Source organism: Bifidobacterium saimiriisciurei (genome assembly GCF_010667655.1).
GTDB classification, from domain to species: Bacteria; Actinomycetota; Actinomycetes; order Actinomycetales; family Bifidobacteriaceae; genus Galliscardovia; species Galliscardovia saimiriisciurei.
Map to the genome: position 1 here is coordinate 42,396 of NZ_WHZU01000014.1, position 16,106 is coordinate 58,501.

Genomic DNA, 16,106 nt, shown 5'->3' on the forward strand with positions numbered 1-16,106 from the left:
GGATGCCATCATCGCGGGGTTATTCGCCGTCGTCATTCTTGCGCTTGGCGACGATATTGCGCGGGTTGCGCGGGTCGTCGGGCTCGAGGACCTCCACGTTCTTGACTTCGAAGAACTTCTTCAGTTCCTCGAGGTCCATGGCGCCGGCCGCGCCCAATGACTCGTCCGACATGGAGTATTCGTCATCGTCGGGGTCGACGGCGGGCGGCTGCGGGCCGGCGGGAGCCGCAGGGCCTGCGGCCGGCCCGCCGAACCCGGACGACGACGGCCACGCGGCCCCGTCGCCCGGCGCGGACGCGGCCTGGACGTTCTGCCGGGCGTGCGGATTGAAATGACGGACCTGCACCGGCGGCTGGGACTGCTGCGCCACGGCCGGAGCGGGGTCGGCATGGGGCTGCACCGGCTGGCTCGACTGTCCGGCCGGTTGGGCCCACGGATCGGCGCCGATTGACGGATCGGCCTCCGACGACGGATTCGGAGCCGGCTGCGCAGCCGGGGACGGAGTCGGAGTCGCCCACGGATCGTTGTCGTCGCTCAGGTCCGGCACGGCCACATGCTTGGCGTGCGGCTCGGCATGCGGCTTCTCCCGATGGGAAAGGTCCTCGTACGGCCGGGCGGAGCCGGTCTGCGCGGTCGACTGGGCCCAGGGATCGTCTGCGGGGTCGGCCGCGGCCGGAGCCGACTGTGCCGACGAGGCATGGGCAGATGGCGCGGGCATCGCCCATGGATCGTCCTCCGGAAGCGGGGGCCGCCCCGGGCCGCTGTTCGGAAGGCCGCTGTTCGGACCGTGATCTGCGGCCCGATGAACGTCGGAATCGTTCTGCGCCTCGGCGTTGTCGGCCGGAGCCGTCTCATGATCGTGCGACTGCCTCGACGCCGCGGCGGCCGTACCGACGCCGGCCGGCATGGACGACGACAGGCTGGCCTGCAGCAGTTCCGCCTTGATGCGCTGCTGCTCCTGCGGCGGCAGCTGGCTCCATGGCGGCGCCATCTGGCCGTCGGCCATCTTCTTGGTCGGGGCGAGCGCCACATCGGGGCCGAACGCCTTGCGGGTCTCGGCGCGAAGGATGTCGGTCACCTTGTTGGTGCCGTCCACTTCCTCCCTGGCGACGGCGAGCGCGAACGCATACTTGCTCAGCGGCACGTCGAACTTGATCCATAGCCGCATCTGGCCGGTCTTCGGATGGGGCGCGAGATTGATGCGCGGCACCTTGTCGCGGTTCACATATCTGCGCACGTCCTCGGGCAGCGCGGCGACGATCGCATCCCACTTCTCATCCGGCGTGCGGTTGTCCGATGCGGGATCGCCCGATGCGGAATCCTGCGATGCGTGACCGCCGGCCTGCGACGCGGACGTCTGCCCGTCCTGCTGGCCGGAAGCCGACGATTGCGGAACAGAGGCCGCAGAGGAGCGGCCGTCGTCGGATGCCGACGCGGATACGGTCGCATCGGCGGACGCCACGGATGCGGCTCCATCCGCCGCCTGCGACGATGAAGGAACCTGCGGCTGCGACGACGTGGATGATGATGACGCCGACGACGATGGCTGCTGCTGACGACGACGGCCAATGAAGCCGCCGCGCGCCGCGCCGGACGACTGCGGCGACGATGCCGCCGCGTTCCCGGCGGCATCGGCCGAGGCCGTGCCCGACGACGAAGCCGCCGTCGCCGCGGCCGGCGCGGCGGCGACCGTTGCGGGCACCAGCAGTCGTGCGGCCAGCAGTTCAAGCCGCATACGCGGCGAAATCGCGCCGGTCATCGAACCCAACGTGTCGTTGATGACATCGGCGATGGCCGTCAGCCGCGGCAATCCCAACGCCTCGGCCTGACGTCGCAGATCGTCGACATCCTCCGCCTCGGCATCGTCACTGAGCACGGATTCCGCGCGCTCGCCGGCGATGGTGAGAATCAGCAGGTCACGCACGCGCGACAGCAGATCCTCCACGAAACGGCGTGGGTCGAAGCCGCCGACCACGACCTTCTGCACCACGCCATACAGCTTCTCGCCGTCCTTGTCGATGACGGCGTCGATGGCCTCGGCGATGAGCGCATCCGGTGTGAAGCCGAGCAGCGCGACGGCGGAGTCATGGGCGATCACGCCATCGACGGCACCGACCATGAGCTGGTCAAGCACCGAAAGCGTGTCTCGCATGGAGCCACCGCCGGCACGCATGGCCAGCTTGAGCACGCCGGGCTCCGGCTTGATGCCCTCCTTGCCGCAGATATCCTCCAGATACGGCCCCATGACCTCCGGCGGCACCAAACGGAACGGATAATGATGGGTGCGCGAACGAATCGTGCCGATGACCTTCTCCGGCTCCGTCGTCGCGAAGATGAACATCACATGCTCCGGCGGCTCCTCCACGATCTTCAGCAACGCGTTGAAACCCTGCTGCGTGACCATATGGGCCTCGTCGAGGATGAAGATCTTATAGCGGTCGCGCGCGGGCGCGAAGCCGGCTCGCTCGCGAAGCTCGCGGGCGTCGTCCACGCCGTTATGGCTGGCCGCGTCGATCTCCACCACATCGATGGAGCCGGGGCCGCCGGTGGCGAGGTCCTTGCAGGATTCGCATTCACCGCACGGGTGCGAGGTCGGGCCCTTCGCGCAGTTGACGCAGCGGGCCAGGATGCGGGCCGAACTGGTCTTGCCGCAGCCGCGCGGACCGGAGAACAGATACGCATGCGTGAGCTTGCCCTCGTCAAGGGCGCGGGAAAGAGGAATGGTGACTTGGTCCTGCCCCACGATGCCGTCGAAGGTGTCGGGGCGGTAACGCCTATACAATGCCAAAGCCATAATGCAAACCCGTTCTTTCCAAAACCAAACCACCGTCTCCGATGGACCAAGTCACCATGCTATTTCGTTCAGGCCTCGCGCTCGATGCATCGCGCTCGCATCGCCTACAAACAGTCCACCGGACTGTTTGCTTAACGGCTCAGCCTGGTCCTGCCCCACGATGCCGTCGAAGGTATCAGGGCGGTAACGCCTATACAATGCCAAAGCCATAATGCAAACCCGTTCTTTCCAAATCCGTACGACCATCCCGGTGAGCCAAGTCACCATACTACTTTGTGGGGTCCTCGCCTACGAGGCATGGCCTGCAAAGCATCATCGCGAGACGGAGGTCAAGCCCTAGGCCGAGGCAAGGCCCCGGTCCAGAAGCTCACGCATCGCCTCCGACTGCGAGAGATGATGCCGCCTCGCATATTCGTTCAACAGGCGAAAACGATTCTCATCCAGGCGAACCTGCACCTTATGTCGCGCCGGAGTCAGGCCGATTTCCAAAGGACGGCCGCGTCGGCGCGATTCAAGAAACCCGAGGGGATACCCACGCTCCGCCTCTTCGGCGTCCGCATTCAGCACGGCATTCTCCTCATCGGAGAAATTCGCATCACTGACGATGATGTAATCCCGATCATCACCCATCATCCATCCTCCCAATATGTCGTATCCACCGTCCCCTGCAACAACAGCGGCCAGTACTTTTTGCGAAGCTTCATTGCGTGAATCAGCAGCCAGCCACGATGGGTTCTTTTGATCACCACCTCCAAGGCGACGGCATTGTCGTCAAACCCCACGCACAACAGTTTCAGCTGGTCCTCATCCAGAACACTTGTCCCCAAAGGACGCCGCACCACCGTCAACGCATCGGATGGATCGATGCCATGCTTCAACGCCGATTCACGAACAAATACGGGACGGCCTACCGGCAACCCCTCGCCTTTATTATTGTAGTACATAATTCCATATCCTTATCGGCCCTTCCTGCAAACGGTGGGAACGGATGCTGCGGCGTCAACCGTATGCGCGAATATGGTGTGCGGTTCATCGAAGACTCCAGAGAAGGGATCTCACCATGCCGCACAACGGCACCCCGGCAACCGACGCCGGAAACACACCGACCATCAAGACGACGCCGTCGATCCTCACCCCGCAGGTCAACATCAACGCGCTCACCCCCGCCGAAACCGAGGAGACCGTGGAGAAGGCCGGCATCGGCAAAACCCAGCTCAGCGGCGGCAAGGCGTTCGTCTCCGCCATGTTCGCCGGCGCGTTCATCGGCTTCGGCGCGCTGTTCTTCCTCATCGTCACCAGCGACCCGGCCATGACCTGGGGCCCGAAGCGATTCGTCGGCGGCCTCGCCTTCTGCATGGGACTCGTGCTCGTGCTCTGCTGCGGCGCCGAACTGTTCACCGGCAACTCGCTCATGGCCTCCGACATCGCCGCCCGCAAGATCAGCTGGGGCGCGCTCGCCAAGAACTGGGTCATCGTCTGGTTCGGCAACCTCGCCGGAGCCCTGCTGCTCGTCACGCTCATCGCGTTCGCCGGCACCATGGGCCTCAACGACGGCGCCGTGGGAGACACGGCCGTGGCGACCGCCGCCTCGAAGATCACCCCGGACTGGATAACGCTGTTCTTCCGCGGCATCCTATGCAACATCCTCGTCTGCCTGGCCGTGCGCATCGGATTCTCCGCCCGCTCCGTCGGCGACAAGGTGCTCGGCATCCTGCTGCCCATCGCCGGATTCGTCGCCATGGGCTTCGAACACTGCGTGGCCAACATGTTCTTCCTCCCCGTGGGTCTCGTCTCCAAGACGCTCGGATTCGGCGCCCAGGCCGCCGGCGCCGAAGCGGTCACCGTGCAGGGCATCCTCTACAACCTCTCCGCCGCCACACTGGGCAACATCGTCGGAGGCGCCATCTTCGTGGCGCTCGCCTACTGGTTCGTCAACGCCCGCAGGGAGCCCGCCAAGTCCGACGCCAAATGACCGGTTGCGGTCCTGATCGCGGCCATCAACCGACCGGATTCCGCCGGACGATGGTCACGATCGGGACCGCGATCAGGACCAATAGACGGTTCGGCATCAAAGGACCGCCGGCATCGACGCCGCTACCGGCAGTCCTTCGGACCGGCCTTCGCCCGCATCGTCACCTCACCGACGAACGGCACTCTCGTGGTCACCGAAGCCCCGACCACCACGTCCTCGCCCGCGATCAGGCATTCGGCAAGTCTCGCCCGATTCGAGGAAGCCACGCCGCCCGCCTTCGCACATGGGTCGCCCGAGGATTCGTAATGCGCCGTCGCCGCCGCAATCGCGGCATGGTCGGCCGCCGTCTGCGCCACGGATTTGCAGTACAGCACGTTGCCTACGGCCAGTATGGCCGATAGCAGCACGGCGGCGGCCGTCACCAATCCCACGCCGACCACCGTTCCGGACCCGCGATCGGATCGCCTCAGCAGATTGCGTCCGATGCCATCGCGTCGTAAGTTCACACCGCCATGTCGTCGGCGTTCTCCATACCGTTTGCTCATAGGGCACCGCCTATCCCGTCTATTCATGAAGCACACCCACGGCCCTGCCTTCCAAAGCCACCGGCAGCACACCGAACGGGCCGGGCATCAGCGGGCATCGCGTAATCACCGTCACCTGTCCCCCGCCGGTCGCGGTCGAGACGGTCGCGCCGGAGCCGGCGATGCGCGCCACCACACCGGCCGGATCGGCATCGCCGGATTCCCCGGCGACCACCATTTCCCGAGCCGCAGCGCGCGCCGCCTCCTGACAGTTCATGTTGACGATCACGGCTCTCGCCGACGAGAACAACAGCAGCGACACCACCATCACCGCCGGCAGCACCACGGCGAATTCCGCAGTCACTGTGCCCGCGTCCGCCATGTCCTTGCCCGCCATGTCCACGCCCGGCACGTCCTTGCCGGCCGCCCTGCCCCTGCACATCCCGCCTATGATTCGCCGCAACGCCTTGATTCCGCCGATCACACGCTGAGCGCCTGTTTGACCAGATTGGTCAGCAGCGTCTTCACCGCGCCCGATTTGAGAATAGCCACCAGAAGCCCGGCAAAACCGGTCGCGGCAATCATGACGACCGCATATTCCGCCGTCGCAAGTCCTTTTTCCGGCTCCGCCGTGAGGGTGCGCATACGGGCGTCGATCATGCACAGCTTCGTGTTCGCCGCCTTCGCCATCGCCCGCATCCGGCCACGTATTCCCGGACCATACAGGTCCTGATCGTGAAGCGGCGTCCCATCCGACCGTGTCATCGTAGTGTCCTTTCTCTTCGCCGGCCGCACGCAGTCGACGCCGGCCGTCATCACCGGTCCGGTGATGTGATTTGGTTTGATTCGGTTATGTTCGTATCGCCGACGTATCGCCGACCGTGGTTTCCGCTTCGAAGCTGATTCCAGTCTGCCGTATTTCAACCCGTCGCCGCATGGTTTTCCGACAATGTTGACGAACGTGACCGATCCTTACTCTCTATTGGAAAATCCGACTGTGGATTTCCGATGGGACCATGCACAACGGCATCGTGAATATCGGTGAACAGCGGCGGATATCGGCTGATATCGTCATCGTCCGGCGAACGCCGCGATGGAGGGGATGACGCCGATGAGGATGAACGCCGGAAGAAAGCACAATCCCATCGGCACGAGGATACGAACCGACAGCCGCGCGGCGGATTCCTCGATGGAGCGTCGCTCGTCGAGATCGATCTGCTCGATGGTCGTTTCGATGCGCAGCAGCGGTGAGATGCCATGCCTCCATGACGGTTCCAATGCGGATTTCATCAGTTGCAACGCCGCGGCGTGACGTCCTTCCGGCGCGGGCGCCGCCCATGCCCCGTCCCATTCCGCGCCGCGGTTCAATGCCGCGGCGACGCGCAGCATCTGCCTGCCCAGGCCGGCCGAGGCGACGTCAGCCGATGCGGCGGCACCCGCTATGGCAGCCGGCACGGCATCGCCTTCCCGTTCGACGAGTACGCCGCCGATGACCGACATCGCCCGTGGAATCGAAGCTCCCTGACGTATGGCGACGGCCATCATCTCCAGCAGCAGCGTGATTGGCGGCTCATCGCCGACTCCCGCATCACGTCGAAGACGAGCCGACGCACAGCCGGCCGGATTACCGGCCAACCCTCCATGTACCAGCACGGCGAATACCGTCATCATCGCCGCCAGCAACTGCCACATATCACCGTTCATGACTTATCCCCGATCGACGCGCATCGAACCGCGCCGAACGCAGTTGCCGCATCAGCGCCTCCATCCATATCAGTCCAGCGATATAGCAGACCGCTCCCGCCAACAGACATATCAGGCCACCGACCGAGCCGAACAGGAACGACAGAGGCCGCGCACCCAACGCCTCGCCCAACGCGATGGTTACCAGAGGCAGAGCGGACAGCAGTTTCACCGTGGACTTCGGCATCGCCAGCGCCTTCGCCTTCATATCCTCCAGTAGCCGTCGACGCGAATGCGCGGCCGACACCGCGGCCAGGCAGCGCACGGTTTCGCACCCCAGCAGTTCGCTGATACGGAACGCCATGGCCACGTCCCCGGCCACGCGCATCGCCTGCTCCGCCGATTCGTCATGGCGCCGCCTCGCCTCGAACGCCACGACGACGCGGGCTGGGGTGACGGCGGTGCCGGCGAAGCACCGGCCGGCGAGCTCCTCCACCGCGGCGATGGCGGCACCACCGTTGCGGATGAACGCGCTCAACGACGACAACGCCGCCGCCACGCCCATGCGAGGCACCGTATGGTCCCCCTCCTCGCGAACCACGGCATGCAACCTGCCGGCACGATACAGACTCGCGCCCGAACACAGCCATACAGTCATCCCCACCATGAGCGCGACTACGAGCGGCATCATGACGCACCTCTTTCAGGGTCTCGGCGGTAGCTGCGGCATACCGTCGTTCGCGCCGGGAATCAGAGGGATGCCCCACCATCCGGCGAAGCGCGACCATATCGGATGATGAACGGGGACGCCAACGCCATCCCATTCACACACCGGGCGTCCGATCAGCCGGCCATCCTCGTCGGTTTCCAGCAATCCCACCTGGGCGATGCGTCGCCGGCCGCCGACACGTTCCAGATGCAGCACCACATCGAACGCCCCCTCCGCCAGCATGGCCAGCGCCGCCGGATTCAGGCCGGCAAGCAATCCCAGCGTGGAGAGGCGGGCCGGCACCCTGTCCACTCCATCGGCATGCAATGTGGCCATGCCACCGTGATGCCCGGAATTCAACGCACGCAGCAGGTCGGCGATCTCCTCGCCGCGGCATTCTCCCAGCACCACGCGGTCGGGACGCATGCGCAGCGTGGCCTTCACCAGTTCCGGCAAGCCTATGCCGCCGGCGCCCTCCACATTCGGCTCACGAGCCACCAATGCCACATGGTTGTCGTGGTCGATGCCGCCGAGTTCGCGAATCTCCTCCACGCTGACGATACGCTCGCTGCTGTCGCATTCTCCCAACAGCGCCTTGAGCAACGTGGTCTTGCCGGTGCCCGTGCCGCCTGTGATCAGCATGGTGGCCCGTCGTTCGACCAGTCTGCGCAGCATCGTCAGCCAGGAGTGCGGGAACAGCCCGGCCGTGCCCAATGCCGGCAGATTCGCCATGGCACGGTCCGGGAAACGAATCGACAATGCGGCCCCCTGCGCCACCAATGGCGCGATGACCGCATGCACACGGATGCCGTCCACGGTGGCGGCGTCGGCGATGGGATGTGAATCGTCAAGCCGATGCCCAAGCTGCGCGCACAGCTGTACGGCGTATTCGCGCACGATCTGCGGTGTGCGGAATCCCACGGCCACGGTCCGCTCCTCCATGCCGTCGCCGGAATCGACCCATATGCGTCCGTCGCAGGTCACCGCCACATCGGTCACGCCGCCTTCGCGCACCAGTTCATCGAGCGGGCCGAACAGCACGCGGCGCCCGCGACGACCTGCCCGCCTATCGGTCGTGACGCCGGTCATGGCGGCAGGCCTCTTCGATGCGGTCGCACAGTTCGTTCATGAGCTTGCGGTATTTTCGCGGGATCCTGGCGATGCCGAAGCCGGACAATATGGATTTGCCCAGCGCGGCATCCCTTTTCATCACGCCGATCATCGACGTCTTCAGATAATCCTCGGCCTCTCGCTTGCTCACGGCTCCGGCGCGTGAGGAAACGGGAGGTCTGATGCCCACCAGAATGGTCGTCGTCCCCTCGGCATCCGCATCGCCATGCAGTATGCCGCCGCCGGAATCGACCGCTACGCCATCGACGGCATCGGCTCCCCCGCCATGCAGCCACCGCAGCATGCCGCGGGCACGGGCAAGCCCCAGTACGCTGAGCTCCACCAGCATCACGCGCACGGCGACCGGCATATCCTTCCACGCCACAGCATGCCCGGCGTCGAACACCAGCACATCACGGTTTTCCGCAAGCGCCGACAGCGCGGCCTCGACCTCCCACCAGTCCGGTTCGCCGCCGTTCCATGGGTCGGCGGCCAACACGACGACATCATCCCATTTCGGCAGCTCGTTGATCAAGGCCTCCGGTTCGATGCGCCCCAACGGTGCACTGATGCCACTCCATCGAAGCCCTTCCTCGGCCTCCTGACCGAGCAGTACGTCCAGCCCTCCGGCGGCAAGATCGAGATCGACGAGCGCGCAGCTACGATCCCGCTGCGTCAACGACCACGAGCACATGGCGGCCAGCACGCTCACGCCGGCGCCCCCGGTCGGCGAGAAGAACAGCACCGCACCGCCTCGGGCGTTCGCCGAGGACAGTCCCGCGCCGATTTGCGAGGCCGCGCCGATCGGACCGTTCCTCCGCAGTCGATTCATCGCCCGGCTCTTACCGTCATATTCACCATCAGCCCTGCGGCTGCCATTACCAGCCCTATGGCCACCGGCGCCACGATTACCGTCGACTCCGATGCCACCGCCGGCACGGGTGTAGAACCGTTTCGGTCGCGGCAAGGGCAGTGACCGTACACCGTCCGGCAGCGGCATCGGCAGCACCGATGATCCCGCACCCATAGCAGGCGGCCCGGCACCGATCGGGCCGGCGCCGCCCACGTTCACGCCATCGTCACCGGCACCCGCGCCATCGTCACCGGCGCCCGTACCGCCAACAACCAGCACCGTGCCCTTCGCTTTCATTCGCATATCGTCCATATTTCGAATTCTTCCAAGAACGGGCATCGAATCCCAAGGCCACCGGACAATGTTGACGAACGGCCCACCCGCACCCCGAGTTATCCACATTTCACACAGATGAAGTCAGAATCTCCCAACCACCGCACAGATATCACGCATCCAATAAACATAAACGAATCAAAACCGAACGCTCGCAGCCCCTCCGCAACGGCATCGGCAAACCGTCCGGGCATGCCCCCATTCATCCGAAAAATCCCGTATCAGTATTCGGGAAAAATCCCCCTATGGGCTTGCATTTTCAGCCCGTCCGGAAATAATTAAAAGTACAAGCAAAACTCAAGAGCGGAGCCCACAAGAGTAGATGATCACCAAGGTCAATGATGTTGGGCGGATATTAGACTTTACCGCCACGACGACGATGTTGTGTAGAGATTCCGCATTGTGTAGCGCTTGTACATAGAACCGGCCCCCGAATGGGGGCCGGTTTTTGTTTACCCGAAATCATACAGGGCCTCCACCGCCCACAGCACCTGTCACCCAGCACATCCGCACATCTCACGGCCCTCCACCATGCGTCCACAACGACCCATTACCCTTGAAAGGGTGAAACCGGAAACCGTCAAGCGCACCGAACGCCACATCCCCGGCAGCCGGCATACGGCGGCGATCGCCCCGGACCAGCCGACAGCCCCGACCCTGCGGAAAAAACCGGCCTCGCCGAAGACATCGGCCATGCCGGCGTTCCTTCATGCGTCGCGCATCATGAACTGGGTGCTGCCCATCCTCATGGCCGTGTTCGGCGGCCTGCTGCGGTTCATCCGACTCGGTTCGCCCCGCGCCGTGGTCTTCGACGAAACGTATTACGTCAAGGACGCGTGGACGATGATCATGACCGGCGAGCCGCGCAACTGGCCCGAAACCATCAACGGCGTCGACATCGACAAGCTCTTCGCCCAGGGCATGTATCTCAACGCCTGGGATTCCAGCGCAGAATACGTGGTCCATCCGCCGTTCGGCAAATGGTGCATCGCACTCGGCATGCAGCTGTTCGGAGGAGCCGCGAACCCGTTCGCCTGGCGCGCGGCCACGGCCGTGGCAGGCACCGTGGCCATACTCATCCTGTGCCGCGTCATCCTGCGGCTGTTCCATTCGCTGCCGATGGCGATGATCGGCGGATTCCTCATGGCCATCGACGGTATGGGCATCACGCTCAGCCGCACCGGTCTTCTCGACAACTTCATCATGGTGCTCGCGCTCGGCGCGTTCGCCTGCATGCTCGGCCACCGCGACTGGGCGCGGGGCCGCCTGCACCGGGTCTACGCCCGCGAATCCGTCCAACGCGGCGCCCGCTGGCTGCCGTCCTCGGGCAGCGACCCGGCCGCGCCGCTGCGGCTCGACTCCGCCGGCCCGTTCATCGCGTTCTCATGGTGGCGCCTTTCGGCCGCCGTACTGCTCGGTCTGACCACCGGCGTGAAATGGTCGGGAGCCTACCTCTTCGCCGTATTCTGCGTCATCAGCGTGCTGTGGGATGCGTGGGAGCGCCATGTCGCCGGCTTCCGCAGCTGGCTGGTCACCGGCCTCTGGAAGGACGGCCTGCTTGCCGCCGCATACATGGTGCCCGTCTACATCGCAACGTATCTGGCCACATGGATCGGCTGGTTCACCCACCCCGACTCGTACATGCACGACTGGGCCGAGAAGAACCCCGGCGCCGGCATCACCTGGCTGCCGCAGTCATGGCGCTCGTTCGTGGAATACCACGTGCAGATGTGGCAGTTCCACACCACGCTCGACGCCCCGCACGACTACAAGGCCAACCCGCTCACCTGGCCCATCCAATGGCGGCCGACCAGCTTCTACTGGCAGGAGCTCGACGGCCATCTGGGGCTGTGCTCGCTCAGTCCCGATTCCAAATGCGTGGCCGCCATCACCTCGCTCGGCAATCCGCTGATCTGGTGGCTTGGTTCGGCATGCGTCATCGCCGGCATCATCATCGCCGTCGCCGTCAAACGCGGCGACTGGCGGATATGGGCCGTCCTCGCCGGATTCCTCGGCGGCTGGCTGCCGTGGGCGCAGTATCTCAACCGCACCACGTTCACGTTCTACGCCATCGTCATCCTGCCGTGGATCATCCTCGGATTCGTCTACGTGGCCGACTGGCTGCGCAGCCGGCTCGATGCCTTCACGTTCTGGTGGATCATGGGCGGCGTGCTCGTCATCATCGCCCTGGTGTCCGTGTTCTTCTACCCCATCTGGACGGCCATCCCCGTACCGTACGAGTTCTGGCTGTCGCACATGTGGCTCGAGAGCTGGATATAGCCGGAGGAGCCTGAATTGAGAACCGATAACCTGCGAGCCACATGTGCGACCGTCGCGCTCGATGCATCGCGCTCCCCTCGCCTACGGGGAACCCGCCGGGTTCCCCGCTTCACGGCTCGGCTCATGTGGCTCGAGAGCTGGATATAGGAAGGAATGCCATGGGATTGGGAAACGTTTCGGAACGTAGATCGCAGCCGCCGCAGGTCGGCGTCTCCGTGGTGATCCTCGCCTTGGGCGGCGCCGAGGACACGGCTGCGGCGACCGCCGAATCCCCCGACGTCACGGCCTCCAAGGCCGCAGTTCCGACCGCCACGCCAAAGCCGACGGCCGGCGCACGCAGCCGGCTGTGGCTGCCGCTCGTCCGCCGCGTGCGCCAGCCGTTCAAAGGCATGTGGGCGCTGCCCGGCGGCGGGCTGCGCGCCGACCGGTCGCTCGAGCAGGCGGCCTATGCGGCGTTGGAATCCACGACCGACCTGCATCCGCGGTATCTCGAGCAGTTGCACACGTTCGGCGACCCCGCGCGATCGCACGGCGGCCTGCCCATGGTCTCCATCGTGTACTGGGCGCTGGTCGGCCGCGCGGAGACGAAGGATTTCGTCGAGAACGACAACGTGCGGTGGTTCCCCGAGCACGACCTGCCCGAATTGGCGTTCGACCACCGGCAGATCATCGACCACGCGTTGTGGCGGCTGCGGAACCGCATCGAATACCCGGAGGTGGCCACGCGACTGGTCGGCGACACGTTCACGCTCGCGCAGCTGCACGACGTGTACGAGGCGATCGCCGGCGAGCCGATAGACCTGGCGAATTTCCGCCGTAAGATGCTCGCCTCCAAGCAGTTGGAGGCGACGGGCGAGAAGCGGCGCGAGGGACGGCATCGTCCCGCGGCCGTGTATCGCTACGCCGATGCCGGCTCCGGCACCGTGGCGCCCGGCGGCACGGACGGCAACATGGCCGCCGGCGACGAGCCCCGATGGCCGGGCCGCGCAGCCGGCGCCGTCGTTGCGCCGGTCGATGGCACGGATCCGGCCGAGGTCCGCGACCCTTCGACCGACGCCATCGCCGCGCTCATCCCCTCGCGCGAGTAGGTATCCCGTACCCCGATGGGACTCGAACCCACAGGACAGTCCACCCCTCGCGTACGGATTTGTAAGGATTTCGACGGCAGTTGAGGCGGGTCATGGCTCGTACATGGCGGAATGCTAGGGTGGTTGACGGTTACAGACTTCGTTCGATATACCATCAAGTATTTGTCTGAAGGATCTATCAAGGATTTTCATGCGTTTCGTCAATTTCATCCTCGAACTGCTCAAGGACCCGCGCGCCGCGATCGCCGGGTGGATCGCCATGGGACCGGGCGTGGCATGCGGCTTCATCTTCCTCATCGTGTTCATCGAGACGGGCGTGGTGTTCTTCCCGTTCCTGCCCGGCGATTCGCTGCTGTTCGCCGCCGGCGTGTTCGCGGCCCCCGACGCCGTGACCGGCCAGTCCGCGCTGCCGCTGCACATCCTGCTGCCCGTGGTGTGGACCGCCCCGATCATCGGCGACCAGTGCAACTACTTCATCGGACACTTCTTCGGCCGCCGCATCATCAAGTCGGGCAAGGTCAAGGCCATGACGCCCGAACGCATCGAGAAGACCGAAAAGATGATCGACAAGTGGGGCCCGCTCGCCGTGTTCCTCGGCCGCTTCTTCCCGTTCATCCGCACGTTCATGCCGTTCATCTCCGGCATCTCCGGCATGCGCTGGAGCCGCTTCACGCCGTTCTCGGTGCTCGGCGGCCTCACCTGGTCGTCGCTGTTCACGTTCCTCGGCTACTTCTTCGGCAACATCCCCGCCGTGCAGAAGCACTTCGAGCTGGTGATCGTGCTGATTCTCGCCGTCTCGCTGCTGCCGACCATCATCGGCCTGCTCAAGGCGAAGTTCGGCAAGAAGAAGGCCGGCGAAGGTGTCGAGACGGCCGGTGCCGCCGGCACCGCCGCCGCAACCGTCGACGCCACCGGCTTCAGCGATTCCACCCCGCGCCACGCCGCCTGAGTGAAATCATTTCGGCCGGTTTATCTTCCGTCGGCCTGAGAGTGCAACCCGTCCGGAATTTTTCGTCGGACGGGTTTTTCATACCTGATTACATCCAAAACCCGAGTTGCGAGGATTCTTCGGAGGAAAACACACGCCAATATCCAAATGCCCGCAATGTGGAAGAATCGTGGACCTGACGCCGACACGAATTGCACGAATCGCATTCGCGTATTAAAGTAATGCAAGTTGTCGCGTTAAGCACAGCACCCTTGGGGCTATAGCTCAGTTGGTAGAGCGCTTCGTTCGCATCGAAGAGGTCGGGGTTTCGACTACCCTTAGCTCCACGAAGGCCTTCTGCATTCATTCCACCGCGGAAGGCCTTTTTCATATCTGCAAGGGTACAGCCGACCGCCCATCCCCCAGCCCCACGAAACCGCCATGGTTTCTTCAGGGAAATTTAAGGGTTTCGCATCGTTATGCCAAGACTCGTGGGGTTATATAGGAACCGTCAACGGAAACGCCGAGCGGCAACGCAAGACGGGACCGGCGATGGGGCTCCTACTCCTCGGGAACCTGATAATTGAACCTTTCTTCTTCTCCTCTCTTCCTCTTGCCCCGGTGCCCAACCCACCGGGGTTTTTCTTATCCATTTCCTATCTATCGAGCTTTCTGCCGAAGCTTGGCCAATACGTTCGCCAACGGCCTCGTTTCGGCCTCCTCATAACCGATTCGACCAAATTCCCGAATGCGGGCCGCGTGCCACTCGCGCTGCCGGCCTCCCGCCCGCGTCACATGCGAGTGGCGGTGGATCGCAGAATCAGCGAGGCCTGCAGCATGGAATGCGGGTCGCTCAGCGTCTCGCCGCGCATGAGCGTCACGAGTTTTTCGGCGGCCATGCGGCCCATCAACTGCGGATCCTGATGCAGCGTGGTCAGTTCGGCCATGGAGGAGAGCGCGTTGTCGTCGAAGCCGATGACGGCGAGGTCCTCGGGCACGCGCAGGCCGACCTTGCGCACCGCATACATGAGCGCAATGGCGAAGTCGTCGGTCTCCACGCACACGGCAGTGGGCCGGTCGCGCTTGGAGATGATGCGGTTCGCCGCCTCGGAGACGGCGTCCTGGAAGCTGTGGAACTTGCCGAAGTCACGGCCTTCGAACAGGCTCAGCTCGTCCTCCCCGTAGCCCATGGACCGCGCCACGTCGAGGAACGCCCCCGAACGCAGCTTGGCGCTGAACTGGAAGTCGGGGTTGTCGGGCATCTCGACGAATCCGATGCGCTTATGGCCGAGCGAGTTGAGCAGCTGCACGGCCTGTCGCATGGCGTTCATGTCGTCGACGCGCACGGTGGCGCTGTATCCGCCGATGGCGCGCGCATCCAGTCCGACCGAGGGGATGGTGAGGTCCTCGAGGATGCCGACCTGCTGCTGGTCGAGCATGATGGAGACGACGATCATGCCGTCGGCGTTGCGGTTGCCGGGCAGCTGTTCGAAGAACCGGCGGAGGTCGGCCTGCGTGCGCACGATGAGCGGCACGAGGTCGTATCCGGCGTCGGCGAGCACCTCGTACGCGCCCTGCATGGCCGCCGAGTTGAACCAGGTGTTGAGCGAATCGGTGAACACCATGGTCACGCGCATGGTCTTGCCGCTGGCCAGCGACGATGCGCTGCGCGAGAGGGTGAAATGCAGCCGGTCGGCGACCTCCTGCACGCGAGCGCGGGTCTTTTCGCTCACCCTGCCGGTGCCGCGCAACGCCCTCGACACCGTGGATTCGGACACGCCTGCCGCCGCCGCCACATCCTTCAGACTCGCCACGCCGTTCTCCTTCATCGC

General features: G+C 64.6%; 15 protein-coding genes and 1 tRNA gene. 5 read left to right on the forward strand and 11 right to left on the reverse strand.

Annotation, left to right across the window (positions count from 1 at the left end; all coding sequences use genetic code 11):
* Positions 1-19: 19 nt before the first annotated feature.
* From GFD18_RS08620 to GFD18_RS08630, 3 genes are all read right to left on the reverse strand, one after another.
* Entirely contained in the window at positions 20-2,794 is a 2,775-nt protein-coding gene (locus GFD18_RS08620; RefSeq protein WP_163200563.1) for a DNA polymerase III subunit gamma and tau, read from the reverse strand.
* A 336-nt stretch (positions 2,795-3,130) separates the two neighbouring features.
* Entirely contained in the window at positions 3,131-3,427 is a 297-nt protein-coding gene (locus tag GFD18_RS08625; protein WP_225433008.1) for a ribbon-helix-helix protein, CopG family, read from the reverse strand.
* A complete protein-coding gene (locus GFD18_RS08630) occupies positions 3,424-3,738 on the reverse strand; it encodes a toxin (protein ID WP_163200562.1) in 315 nt (104 codons plus the stop codon). Before GFD18_RS08630 ends, GFD18_RS08625 begins: the two co-directional genes overlap by 4 nt.
* Before the next feature lie 116 nt (positions 3,739-3,854).
* On the opposite strand from GFD18_RS08630, the gene GFD18_RS08635 reads away from it, so the two are divergent.
* A complete protein-coding gene (locus tag GFD18_RS08635; protein ID WP_163200561.1) occupies positions 3,855-4,766 on the forward strand; it encodes a formate/nitrite transporter family protein in 912 nt (303 codons plus the stop codon).
* 122 nt (positions 4,767-4,888) lie between these two features.
* On the opposite strand, the gene GFD18_RS08640 is transcribed toward GFD18_RS08635, so the two are convergent.
* The 7 genes from GFD18_RS08640 to GFD18_RS08670 form a co-directional block, all read right to left on the reverse strand.
* The gene (locus tag GFD18_RS08640) at positions 4,889-5,338 is read right to left on the reverse strand and encodes an Rv3654c family TadE-like protein (RefSeq protein WP_318644530.1); all 450 of its coding nucleotides are present in this window, start codon (positions 5,336-5,338) and stop codon (positions 4,889-4,891) included.
* Positions 5,331-5,774 carry a TadE family type IV pilus minor pilin gene (locus GFD18_RS08645; protein WP_318644531.1) on the reverse strand — a complete coding sequence of 148 codons (444 nt, stop codon included), beginning with the start codon at positions 5,772-5,774 and terminating at the stop codon, positions 5,331-5,333. The genes GFD18_RS08640 and GFD18_RS08645 overlap by 8 nt, the downstream gene beginning before the upstream one ends.
* Positions 5,771-5,989, reverse strand: coding sequence for a DUF4244 domain-containing protein (locus GFD18_RS08650; RefSeq protein WP_225433017.1), 219 nt, complete (start codon positions 5,987-5,989; stop codon positions 5,771-5,773). Before GFD18_RS08650 ends, GFD18_RS08645 begins: the two co-directional genes overlap by 4 nt.
* Positions 5,990-6,361: 372 nt before the next feature.
* Positions 6,362-6,994, reverse strand: coding sequence for a type II secretion system protein (locus tag GFD18_RS08655; protein ID WP_225433010.1), 633 nt, complete (start codon positions 6,992-6,994; stop codon positions 6,362-6,364).
* Positions 6,984-7,664 carry a type II secretion system F family protein gene (locus GFD18_RS08660; protein ID WP_191997371.1) on the reverse strand — a complete coding sequence of 227 codons (681 nt, stop codon included), beginning with the start codon at positions 7,662-7,664 and terminating at the stop codon, positions 6,984-6,986. The genes GFD18_RS08655 and GFD18_RS08660 overlap by 11 nt, the downstream gene beginning before the upstream one ends.
* A gap of 12 nt (positions 7,665-7,676) precedes the next feature.
* Positions 7,677-8,771: a CpaF family protein gene (locus tag GFD18_RS08665; protein ID WP_163200558.1), complete on the reverse strand. Its 1,095-nt coding sequence runs from the start codon at positions 8,769-8,771 to the stop codon at positions 7,677-7,679.
* Complete coding sequence (locus tag GFD18_RS08670; protein ID WP_163200557.1) at positions 8,749-9,957, reverse strand: hypothetical protein; 1,209 nt, start codon at positions 9,955-9,957, stop codon at positions 8,749-8,751. The genes GFD18_RS08665 and GFD18_RS08670 overlap by 23 nt, the downstream gene beginning before the upstream one ends.
* A gap of 714 nt (positions 9,958-10,671) precedes the next feature.
* On the opposite strand from GFD18_RS08670, the gene GFD18_RS08675 reads away from it, so the two are divergent.
* The 4 genes from GFD18_RS08675 (at position 10,672) to GFD18_RS08690 (ending at position 14,621) form a co-directional block, all read left to right on the forward strand.
* Complete coding sequence (locus GFD18_RS08675; RefSeq protein ID WP_163200601.1) at positions 10,672-12,258, forward strand: dolichyl-phosphate-mannose--protein mannosyltransferase; 1,587 nt, start codon at positions 10,672-10,674, stop codon at positions 12,256-12,258.
* Between the two features lie 158 nt (positions 12,259-12,416).
* Positions 12,417-13,346 (forward strand): NUDIX hydrolase, encoded by a 930-nt coding sequence (locus tag GFD18_RS08680; protein ID WP_163200556.1) that lies wholly within the window; start codon positions 12,417-12,419, stop codon positions 13,344-13,346.
* 190 nt (positions 13,347-13,536) lie between these two features.
* On the forward strand, positions 13,537-14,295 hold the full coding sequence (locus GFD18_RS08685) for a DedA family protein (RefSeq protein ID WP_163200555.1): 759 nt from the start codon (positions 13,537-13,539) through the stop codon (positions 14,293-14,295).
* A 253-nt stretch (positions 14,296-14,548) separates the two neighbouring features.
* A tRNA-Ala gene (locus GFD18_RS08690) sits at positions 14,549-14,621 on the forward strand.
* A gap of 444 nt (positions 14,622-15,065) precedes the next feature.
* Here GFD18_RS08690 and GFD18_RS08695 read toward each other — a convergent pair.
* Positions 15,066-16,088 carry a LacI family DNA-binding transcriptional regulator gene (locus GFD18_RS08695; RefSeq protein ID WP_163200554.1) on the reverse strand — a complete coding sequence of 341 codons (1,023 nt, stop codon included), beginning with the start codon at positions 16,086-16,088 and terminating at the stop codon, positions 15,066-15,068.
* Positions 16,089-16,106 lie beyond the last annotated feature (18 nt).